Source organism: Parasphingorhabdus sp. (genome assembly GCF_049667325.1).
Classification (GTDB): domain Bacteria; phylum Pseudomonadota; class Alphaproteobacteria; order Sphingomonadales; family Sphingomonadaceae; genus Parasphingorhabdus.
On the sequence record NZ_JBATHY010000081.1, the window covers coordinates 1 to 10,833 of the forward strand.

The following is a 10,833-nucleotide window of genomic DNA, read 5'->3' on the forward strand; positions in this document are numbered from 1 at the left end:
CAGGAATCAGCTATTCTTCGTTCCGCAACAAAGTTGAAGAGGGCAGCGTGAAAAGCGTGTCCATCGCGCCGGACAAGATCACCGGCGAACTAACAAATGGCGATAAATTTTCTACCACACCCGTCGGTAGCGATCCGTCACTGGTGAACCTGCTGGATGAAAAAGGCGTTGAATATAGCGGCAAGGCACAGGAACTGGCGAGCATCTGGCAGATCATTCTCGTCCAGTCCCTGCCGTTCCTGCTGATCCTCGGCATCGCCTTTTTCGTATTGCGTCAAATGCAGAAAGGCAGCGGTTCCGGAGCAATGGGCTTTGGCAAGTCCAAGGCAAAGCTGCTGACCGAAAAGCAAGGCAAGGTCACCTTTCAGGATGTCGCCGGGATTGATGAAGCCCGCGAAGAGCTGGAAGAGATTGTCGAATTTCTGAAAAACCCCGGTCGCTTTGCCAAGCTTGGCGGCCAGATCCCGAAAGGCGCGTTGCTGGTCGGTTCGCCGGGTACCGGTAAAACCCTTTTGGCCCGCGCAATCGCTGGTGAGGCTGGCGTACCGTTTTTCTCCATCTCCGGTTCTGATTTTGTCGAAATGTTTGTCGGCGTCGGCGCAAGCCGTGTTCGTGACATGTTCGAGCAGGCGAAGAAAAACGCGCCGTGTATCGTCTTTATCGACGAAATTGACGCGGTCGGTCGCCATCGCGGCGCCGGGCTCGGCAACGGCAACGACGAGCGCGAACAGACATTGAACCAGTTGCTGGTCGAGATGGACGGCTTCGAGGCGAATGAAGGTATCATCATCATCGCCGCGACCAACCGCCCCGATGTGCTCGACCCTGCCCTGCTCCGTCCAGGCCGTTTTGACCGTCAAGTCGTCGTCCCGCGCCCCGATATCGAAGGCCGCGAGAAGATCCTGGCCGTGCACATGAAGAAAGTACCGCTCGCTCCGGACGTCGAACCACGTACGATCGCGCGGGGAACGCCCGGTTTCTCCGGTGCGGATCTGGCGAACCTCGTCAACGAGGCGGCGCTGATGGCTGCACGCCGTGGCAAACGGATGGTCGCGATGAGCGAGTTCGAGGATGCCAAGGACAAGGTCATGATGGGCACCGAGCGCAAGTCGATGGTGATGACCGAGGACGAAAAGAAAATGACCGCTTATCATGAAGCCGGCCATGCTCTGGTATCGGTTCACGAACCGGCATCCGATCCGATTCACAAAGCGACGATCATTCCCCGTGGCCGCGCGCTGGGCATGGTGATGCGCCTGCCCGAACGGGACAATTACAGCTATCACCGCGACAAGATGCACGCCAATCTTGCGGTGTCGATGGGCGGCCGCGTCGCCGAGGAAATCATTTTCGGCTATGATAAAGTATCATCCGGTGCATCCGGCGATATCCAATATGCGACCAAGCTTGCGCGCGACATGGTTACCCAATGGGGCATGTCCGACCTGATGGGACCGTTGCAATATGAAGAGGAGCAGGGCGAGACCTTCCTCGGCTATTCGCAATCCCAGCGCGTCCATATGTCAGACGAAACCGCGAAAAAGATAGATCTGGAAATTCGCAAGCTGATCGATGACAGCTATGACCGGGCCAAACATGTGCTGACCAAGAACGAGAAACAGCTTCACGCCCTCGCCAATGCATTGCTCGAATATGAGACGCTGTCGGGCGAAGATATAGACGAGCTGGTCGAAACCGGAAAGTTGAAACGTCCGAATGGAGAGGTTGTCAAACCGGCCGCTGTACCGTCAATTGGCGCAAGCATCCCGAAAGCGGGACGAAAGAAAAAGGGTCCGTTTGGCGATCCCAAACCGCAAGGCGCTTAACCCCGCTTCCAACAATCGAATAAGAAAAGGCCGCTCGGAACAAATTCCGGCGGCCTTTTCTTTTGTCTCGAATGGACTTGCGCGGTAACGCGGTCCGCTTACCGGCGACCATAGTCTCCGGCAACACCGGCACTGCGAGGTGGTGCAGCAGCGGTCAGACGAAGCGCTTCTGCCGACTGACTGATCGAACCGATTTCGTCCGGCGTATCATCATCATCGATGAGAACCTTCTGCAGCGATTGAATCAGGCTTTCTTCCAGATCCTTCGGCTTGACGGTTTCTTCTGCGATTTCGCGCAGCGCAACCACCGGATTTTTATCGCGATCGCGGTCAACAGTCAGCTCTTCGCCGCCTGAAATCTCACGTGCGCGCTGGGCAGCGAACAACACCAGATCAAACCGGTTTGTTACTTTATCGACGCAATCTTCAACCGTAACGCGAGCCATAAGCCGCTCCTGATTCTGCAAAGTTTTGGAAAAGAGGCCTGCATCTAGGGATATGGGCGGGATTTGTCAACAAATCCGGTATCGCGCAAACAATGGCAGGCAATCTAATGATTTGTCGGTACGCCGGTGATAATCTATGCCCGCTGACAATGGAAAGCGCCACTGCAAATAGCCCGAAATCATACCCCGAGCCACCGCAATGGTTTAACGTCGGAGGAAACCGGTTGCGGCTCGTTCGTGTGCCTGCGGTGCGTCTCGCCGCGCTGGAAGATATGCTCGAAGAGGCGGAAAAAAGCCTCAAGCTGTTCTTCTACATGTTCGAGGACGACCGCACCGGCCGCAAGATTCTGGACATCCTGATCGCAGCCTGCGAACGCGGCCTGAAGGTTGAAATGATGGTCGACAGCTTCGGCTCGAACGGGACCCCGCGCAAATTTTTTGATCCGCTAATCGCGGCTGGCGCAAAATTTGCTGTTTTCAGCCCCCGGTTTTCCACCAGCTATTTTGTCCGCAATCACCAGAAAATGATAATCGCCGACGATTGTCGTGCCTTGATCGGCGGATTCAATATTAGCGACCAATATTTCAACATTCATCGGCAGGAACATCAGGACAGCGATTCGCCTGATGATAGCTGGGAAGATCTCGGCCTGGAAATCGAAGGACCCGAAGTCAAAAATCTCGCCAACTATTATCGTCTTTTGTCAGACTGGGTCTGTTGCGATAACGGCAATATAAGGTTGCTGCAAAAGATGGTGCGTCACTGGGAAGCCGGGAACGGGCAGTTTCGCTGGCTTTTGGGCGGTCCGAGCAATCGGCTCAGTCGATGGGCGCGGGCGATCAAGAACGATCTTGAAAATGCAGGCAGACTCGACCTGGTCACCGCCTATTTTTCTCCAGGACAAGGGCTTTTGCGACGCATTGCGGGAATATCGAAACGCGGCGGAAAAAGCCGGATCATATTGCCAGGCGAAACCGACAATGGCGCAACAATCGGCGCAAGCCGGCTGTTATACGGCTATTTGTTGAAGCGACGCGCCCGCCTTTTTGAATTTCAATCGCGACGGCTGCACACGAAATTGGTGATTGTCGATGATGCCGTCTATGTTGGTTCGGCAAATTTCGATCTGCGAAGCCTGTTTATCAATGTCGAAATAATGTTGCGGATCGAGGATGCGGACTTTGCCCGTCACGCGTGCAGCGTAATCGACATTTTGCATGAACATTCGGAAACCATAACCCCGGAACTCCACAAATCCCGCCGGACGTTCCTCAATCGGATACGCTGGACCATTTCCTATTTCGTGGTGAACACGCTTGATTATAGCGTTACCCGCAGGCTCAATTTCGGCATCAAAAAATAGCTGCGTATGTTTTACCGACAAACGGAATTGGGGACAGTTTCAACAATCTGTCGCAGGTGAAGAATCGTTCACCGCAATCCGCTATTATGACCCTGTTAAGACGAGGCCACTTAGTTAGAAGGAACCATGAACTATCCAACAGCAGAGAACCGACCCCATATGATCCAGTTTCGGTATATATTGACCATGCTGCTGACGGTAACGATGACGGCGTGCGTATCGGGGAACTCCCAGCCGGTGGGCCAACAAACGGGTGCGCCGCCGACTTATCAGAATCCTGCGCCATCTGCATCGCCTCGGGCCGACGTCTCCCGTGAACGCCCCAATCCCGCGCTCGTCAATGAAATTGCCGACCTGTGGCGAAGTTTCCCGGGAAAAACCGGGATTGCGGTAAAACGGATCGACGGAGAGTGGGAATTCGGTCACCGGGCGGACGAATATTTTCCGCAGCAGAGCGTGTCCAAACTTTGGGTCGCCATGACCTTGCTCGACAAGATCGACCAGGGCCGTGCATCACTGTCGGACCCGATCAGGATCGGCAAAGAGGATCTGACGGTATTTCACCAACCCATGGCGGTTGAAGTGGAGCGCGAGGGCTCCGTGGTAAAGACCGTCTATACATTGCTCGAAAAGGCGCTTGCGAGCAGCGACAATACCGCGAATGACGTGCTGCTCAACCATGCCGGCGGGCCCGATGCCGTCCGCAAATTCTTCGCGAAACACGATCTCGGGAAAATTCGCTTCGGCCCTGGCGAACGACTTTTGCAAAGCGGTATCGCGGGGATGGAATGGAGGCAGAACCTTTCCTATCGCAGGACATTCTATACGGCTCGAGCCAATATACCCGTTGAACAGCGACGGCAGGCGCTCGAGGCCTATCTCGCCGATCCTGTTGATGGCGCGAGTCCGCAGGCGATTGTTCGCGCGCTCGACAAATTGGCGCGCGGCAAACTGCTTTCGGAAAATTCGACAAGATTGCTGCAATCGATTTTGAAACGTACCAGAAGCGGACCGAACAGGCTGAAGGCCGGGGTTCCTGCAGACTGGGAATTTCTGCACAAAACCGGGACCGGACAAGTTCTTGGTTCAATGGCAACCGGATATAATGATATTGGTATCATGACCGCTCCGGATGGCACGCGCTATGCCGTGGTCGTGATGTTGGGTGATACGACCGCCTCGGTTCCAGAACGGATGCGACTGATGCAGGCGGTGACGCGGGCCGTAGCCCGCTATCATCCCGGCTAGCGTCTATTCGGTTTCGGCCGGGACCGTTTCCGGATTCTCGACCGGTGCTGGTGGCAGGTTGCGTTCATCGAGCATTTTCGCCGCTTCATCCAGCGCTTTTGCCTCGCCAACGGTTACACCGCCGGGACCGGGATCATTTTGCGCCGGACCGCAAGCTACCAGTCCGGTCAATATCAGGGCAGATAAAACGCTTTTCATTGCGTCTTCATACTGCAATCCGGGCTGAACCAAAGACAAAAAAAGGGCCGCCCGAAGGCAGCCCTTTTTCTAAAAAGATTGAAAAGCTTATTCAGCTACTTTTTCTTCGGTAGCTTCAGCAGCGGCGTCAACTTCTGCAGTTGCGTCGGCAGCAGCTTCGCCCATGGCGTCAGCCGAACCTTCAGCGGCGTCCATAGCTTCGTCAGCAGCTTCTTCGGCAGTTGCTTCCGTGCCTTCTACGACTTCTTCAGCACCGACTTCAGCATTGTCTGCGCCAGAGCAAGCAGCCAGGCCAAGTGCAGCGGCCAAAACGAATGATGTTGTAACTTTTTTCATTGGGGTAACCCTTTGTTATATTCCTCAAAAAACCACGCAAGACAGGAGGTTTTTTCCTCCATTGACCTACGGTGGGTGTATGTAGCGATATGGTCGAACGAACGCAACGAAGAACCTGTAATGGCTTTTCCAGGAGCGGTAAATTACGCGAAAATGGTGGCTTCAAACAAATGCGAAGCGCAGAAAATCAAGCGGATTGACCAGATATAAAGCTTTCTTTATATATCTTTCCCTGATGGACCATATATTAATCATATTCAGAGCACTTGCGGACCCTACGCGGTTGCGAATCGTGCTGCTGCTGCAGAAGATGGAACTGGCTGTCGGCGAGCTTGCGCAAATATTGGATCAAAGCCAGCCCCGCATTTCTCGCCACATCAGGATACTGGACGAAGCCGGTCTGGCGGAACGCCGGAAAGAAGGGAGCTGGGTTTTTCTAAAACCCGGACCCGCATCCGAGCTGGAAATTTTAGGACGCATTTTCCGCTCTGACAAGGTCGCGAAGTCGGAACAGGCAATGCAGGATCAAGCGCAGCTGTCCTTGGTACGCAAAGCACGGGCCGACATGGCGGAACGCTATTTTTCGGCGCATGCCGAAGAATGGGATGCGATCCGGTCGCTGCATTTACCCGAAGCGGAAGTCGAACGGGCGATGCAAGCCTTGTTGCGGGATACCCAACTCGGCAAGATGCTGGATATCGGAACCGGAACGGGGCGGATGGTCGAACTGTTCGGACCGGCGGCCCAATCGGTCATCGCGCTAGACAAAAGCCCCGAAATGTTGCGGCTGGCCCGGGCAAAATTGCTCGAAAGCGAGACCGATAACGGATCGAATCTGGTGCAGAAAACAGAGTTGAAGCAGGGTGATTTCAACCAGCTGCCGGTAGCAAATGGTGCGGTCGATAGCGTCATCCTGCATCAGGTATTGCATTATGCCCAGCACCCGGAAGCGGTGCTGGTCGAAGTGTCCCGGGTATTGAAAACCAATGGCGTCGTGCTGATCGCGGACTTTGCAGCCCACGACCGGGAAGATCTGCGCACCGAACATGCTCACGCACGGCTGGGCTTTAGCGATGACAGTATGAAACGCTGGCTTACCGCGTCAAAGCTTGATCTGGTACAAACCCGAACACTGGACGGGGGCGAACTGACGGTAAAAATATGGGTGGCTAGAAAGTCGGCTGTTTCCAGCCTGCATCCTGACGCCGACAAATTGGCCGCGCAAACTGATAATGTGAAAAGAGCAACAGCATGAACAATTCAACACGGCCAATGGCCCTTAGTGAGCTAGAAGAAGCCAAGCGCGCTCTTGATGTTCCGCTGTTTGCCGGACTGAGCGGAGATGCCGATGTCTCGTTCGAGTTTTTCCCGCCCAAATCAGAAAAGATGGAACGGACCCTTTGGGATAGCGTGGTGACGCTCGAGCCGCTCAATCCGCGCTTTGTTTCGGTTACTTACGGTGCGGGTGGAACCACACGCGAGCGCACTCATGCGACCGTGGCGCGGATTGCCAAGGAGACCAATATTCCGGCGGCCGCGCATCTGACCTGCGTAGATGCGAGCAAGGAAGAGATCGCGGAAGTAGCCAGAGCTTATTGGGACGCGGGCGTCCGGCATATCGTTGCCTTGCGCGGCGACCCGCCCGCACAGGGACAGGCTTTCAAACCGCATCCGCAAGGATATGCCAGCGCCGCCGAGCTGGTAAAGGGCCTGACCGATATCGCGCCGTTCGAAATATCGGTCGCCGCCTATCCGGAGACCCATCCGGAAGCCGATTGTCCGCAAAGCGACCTCGACAATCTGAAACGCAAGCTGGATGCCGGAGCAAGCCGGGCGATCACCCAGTTTTTCTTTACCGCAGAAGCTTTTTTCCGGTTTCGCGACGCGGCAGCAGCAGCCGGTATTGATGCGGAGCTTGTGCCGGGCATCCTGCCGGTTTCCAATGTTGCCCAGACCCGCAAATTTGCAGGCATGTGCGGCGCGGAAATTCCGCCATGGATGAACGATCTGTTCGAAGGGCTGGATGACCATCCCTCGGCGCGACAATTGATAGCGGCCACCGTGGCAGCCGAATTGTGCCGCAAGCTTTATGCCGGAGGCGTCCGCCAGTTCCATTTCTATACGCTCAACCGGGCAGAACTCAGCTACGCAATATGCCACTTGCTCGGCAAGCGGCCCACTGGTGGACGACAGGAGAAGGCGGCATGACCAGCGCGCGCGAACAATTACAGAAACTGGCCTCAGAGCGCATCTTGGTGTTCGATGGTGGCTATGGCACGGCAATCCAGGATTATCGTCTTGGCGAACAGGATTATCGCGGCAGTCTTGACCTGACCGACGACCAGAAGGGCAATAATGATCTGCTCAGCCTGACCCGGCCGGATATTATTGAAGCCATTCATATCAGCTATCTGGAAGCGGGTGCCGATATTATCGAGACCAATACGTTCAGCTCTACCGAGATCAGTCAGGCCGATTATGGTTGCGAGCATCTCGTTCGCGACCTGAACGTCAAATCAGCGGAGATCGCGCGCGCGGCCTGCGAAAAAGCGGAAGCCAAGGATGGACGGCCGCGCTTCGTTGCCGGGTCGATCGGCCCGACCAACAAGACACTGTCGCTTTCACCCGACGTCAACGATCCGGGCTTCCGTGAGATTGAATATGATTATCTGAAAGGCGTGTACCGCGCGCAATGCGATGCGCTGATCGACGGCGGAGTCGACTTTTTGTTGATCGAAACGATTTTCGATACTCTCAACGCCAAATGCGCCGGAATGGCAGCGATGGAAGCCGCCGAGGCGAGCGACCGTGACGTGCCACTGATGATATCGATGACCCTGACCGATCTGTCCGGGCGCAATCTGTCCGGCCATACGGTCGAGGCTTTCTGGCACGCCGTGCGCCACTTGAAGCCGCTGACCATCGGTCTCAACTGTTCCTTCGGGGCAGACCAGCTCCGTCCGCACCTGGCGATGCTGGCGAAAGAGGCGGACACGTTGATCATGGCCTATCCCAATGCCGGCCTGCCCAATGATCTTGGTGAATATGACGAAATGCCGGATGAGACCGCAGAATTGATCGGTGACTGGCTGAAAGACGGTCTGGTCAATATTGTCGGCGGCTGCTGTGGCACGACGCCCGACCATATCGCAGCGATCGCCAAGGCCGTGGCCGACCAGGAGCCGCGCAAGATTCCGGACATTTCGGTGCATACGCGCCTGGCCGGACTGGAACCGTTCAACATGGCGGCATAGGCCGACCAGCAACAGCGTTCGTGTCGCCTCCGCCATGAACGAATTGAATAATTAATTGCCTTCCGGCTTCGGCCGAGACCAACGGATGACATCACAACATTATGACACAATCCTCCTCCACCAATTTCGTCAACGTCGGCGAGCGCACGAATGTTACCGGGTCTGCAAGATTCAAGAAGCTCATCCTCAACGATGACTATGAGGCCGCCGTCGAGGTTGCCCGCCAGCAGGTCGAAAATGGCGCGCAGGTGATCGATATCAACATGGACGAGGGCCTGCTCGACGCGCATCATGCGATGACCACCTTTCTCAAGCTGATCTCTGCCGAACCCGATATTGCCCGCGTGCCGGTGATGATCGACAGCAGCAAATGGTCGGTAATCGAGGCGGGGCTGAAATGCGTGTCCGGCAAGCCGATCGTCAACTCTATCTCGATGAAGGAAGGCGAGGCGGAATTCCTCGATCACGCGCGCAAATGCATGGCTTATGGTGCCGCTGTGGTGGTCATGGCCTTCGATGAAACCGGACAGGCCGACACCAAGCAACGCAAGATCGAGATTTGCGAACGCGCCTACAAGCTGCTCACCGGCATCGGTTTCCCGCCGGAAGATATTATTTTCGATCCCAATGTGTTCGCAATCGCGACCGGGATTGACGAGCATCGCCGCTATGGACTCGACTTCATCGAGGCCACCCGCGAAATCAAGAAACGCTGCCCGCACGTCCATATTTCCGGGGGACTTTCAAACCTGTCCTTCAGTTTCCGTGGCAACGAACCTGTACGCCGGGCGATGCACAGCGTATTCCTCTATCATGCCATTCCCGCCGGAATGGACATGGCGATCGTCAATGCCGGACAGCTGGATATTTATGATGATATCAATCCCGAATTGCGCGAACATTGCGAAGATGTCGTGTTCGACCGCCGCGAGGATGCAACCGACCGACTGATCACACTCGCCGAAAAATTCCGCGGAACCGACGAAGTGGCGGAAAAGGCGGCGGCCGAATGGCGCGGCTATGAAGTGCACAAGCGGCTGGAACATGCGCTGGTCAAGGGCATCGACGCGCATATCATCGAAGATACCGAGGAAATGCGGCTGGCGGTCAAGGATCGCGAGGGCCGACCGATCGAGGTCATCGAAGGACCCCTGATGGACGGCATGAATGTCGTCGGCGACCTGTTCGGTTCGGGCAAGATGTTCCTGCCGCAAGTGGTTAAATCCGCCCGCGTCATGAAAAAGGCGGTCGCCCATCTTTTTCCCTATATCGAGGCCGAAAAAGACGAGAATGCCAAGGGCAAGGGCCGGATCATCATGGCCACGGTCAAGGGCGACGTGCATGATATCGGCAAGAATATCGTCGGGGTCGTGCTGCAATGCAACGGCTTTGAAGTCATCGATCTGGGGGTGATGGTATCATGGACCGATATATTGAAGGCCGCGAATGAGAATGACGCGGATATCATAGGTCTGTCCGGACTGATCACACCGTCGCTCGACGAAATGGTCACCGTTGCCGAAGAAATGGAGCGGGCAAAAATGACAATGCCGCTGCTGATCGGCGGCGCGACCACCTCCAAAACCCATACGGCGCTGCGCATTGAACCCGCCTACAGCGGCCCGACCATCCATGTTCTCGATGCCAGCCGCGCCGTCGGCGTGGCCTCGCAGCTGGTCAGCGACACCCAGGCCGTGGGCTTTGTCGCCAAAACCCGGGAAGAATATGAACAGGTCCGCATCGCGCGGGCGGGCAAGACCGGCAAAAAACTGGCGACACTCGAGGAAGCCCGCGCCAATGCCGCCAAGATCGACATGAGTCTAAAGGCTGGCGCACCCGCGAAACCCGGATTGCATGTCTATGAAGACTGGGATCTTGCGGATCTGCGCGACTATATCGACTGGACCCCGTTTTTCAGAGCGTGGGAACTGGCCGGCAATTATCCCGCCATTCTGACCGACAAGATTGTCGGCGAGAGCGCGACCGACCTGTTTCGCGATGCCCAGGCGATGCTCGACCAGATTATCGACGAAAAATGGCTTACCGCCAAGGGCGTGGCCGGCCTCTGGCGAGCCCGGAGGGAAGGCGATGATATTCTCGTCGCGCCGCAAAATGACGAATATATCTTGCCCATGTTGCGCCAGCAGGTCGTCAAACGCGG

General features: G+C 55.9%; 10 protein-coding genes. 7 read left to right on the top strand and 3 right to left on the bottom strand.

What is annotated here, in order from left to right:
* Positions 1-1,826: ATP-dependent zinc metalloprotease FtsH (ftsH, locus tag WBM93_RS04675; RefSeq protein ID WP_424428822.1), on the top strand; the 1,826-nt coding region annotated here is incomplete at its 5' end.
* A gap of 98 nt (positions 1,827-1,924) precedes the next feature.
* Here the strand turns inward: ftsH and rpoZ are convergent.
* Positions 1,925-2,272, bottom strand: a complete 348-nt coding sequence (gene rpoZ / locus WBM93_RS04680; RefSeq protein WP_424428825.1) for a DNA-directed RNA polymerase subunit omega — start codon at positions 2,270-2,272, stop codon at positions 1,925-1,927.
* Between the two features lie 224 nt (positions 2,273-2,496).
* Between rpoZ and WBM93_RS04685 the strand changes: the two genes are divergently transcribed.
* On the top strand, positions 2,497-3,636 hold the full coding sequence (locus WBM93_RS04685; RefSeq protein ID WP_424428828.1) for a phospholipase D-like domain-containing protein: 1,140 nt from the start codon (positions 2,497-2,499) through the stop codon (positions 3,634-3,636).
* 126 nt (positions 3,637-3,762) lie between these two features.
* Entirely contained in the window at positions 3,763-4,884 is a 1,122-nt protein-coding gene (locus WBM93_RS04690; protein ID WP_424428831.1) for a serine hydrolase, read from the top strand.
* 3 nt (positions 4,885-4,887) lie between these two features.
* Here the strand turns inward: WBM93_RS04690 and WBM93_RS04695 are convergent, their stop codons facing one another.
* Both WBM93_RS04695 and WBM93_RS04700 read right to left on the bottom strand, forming a co-directional pair.
* Positions 4,888-5,082 carry a hypothetical protein gene (locus tag WBM93_RS04695; protein ID WP_424428833.1) on the bottom strand — a complete coding sequence of 65 codons (195 nt, stop codon included), beginning with the start codon at positions 5,080-5,082 and terminating at the stop codon, positions 4,888-4,890.
* A gap of 87 nt (positions 5,083-5,169) precedes the next feature.
* Positions 5,170-5,418, bottom strand: a complete 249-nt coding sequence (locus WBM93_RS04700; RefSeq protein WP_424428835.1) for a hypothetical protein — start codon at positions 5,416-5,418, stop codon at positions 5,170-5,172.
* A gap of 235 nt (positions 5,419-5,653) precedes the next feature.
* Here WBM93_RS04700 and WBM93_RS04705 point away from each other — a divergent pair, with 235 nt between their 5' ends.
* The 4 genes from WBM93_RS04705 to WBM93_RS04720 form a co-directional block, all read left to right on the top strand.
* The gene (locus tag WBM93_RS04705; RefSeq protein ID WP_424428848.1) at positions 5,654-6,673 is read left to right on the top strand and encodes an ArsR/SmtB family transcription factor; all 1,020 of its coding nucleotides are present in this window, start codon (positions 5,654-5,656) and stop codon (positions 6,671-6,673) included.
* Complete coding sequence (gene metF / locus WBM93_RS04710; RefSeq protein ID WP_424428838.1) at positions 6,670-7,626, top strand: methylenetetrahydrofolate reductase; 957 nt, start codon at positions 6,670-6,672, stop codon at positions 7,624-7,626. Before WBM93_RS04705 ends, metF begins: the two co-directional genes overlap by 4 nt.
* Complete coding sequence (locus WBM93_RS04715; protein ID WP_424428841.1) at positions 7,623-8,672, top strand: homocysteine S-methyltransferase family protein; 1,050 nt, start codon at positions 7,623-7,625, stop codon at positions 8,670-8,672. The genes metF and WBM93_RS04715 overlap by 4 nt, the downstream gene beginning before the upstream one ends.
* Positions 8,673-8,773: 101 nt before the next feature.
* Positions 8,774-10,833 (top strand): dihydropteroate synthase (locus WBM93_RS04720; protein ID WP_424428844.1); only part of this gene is annotated, 2,060 nt, incomplete at its 3' end.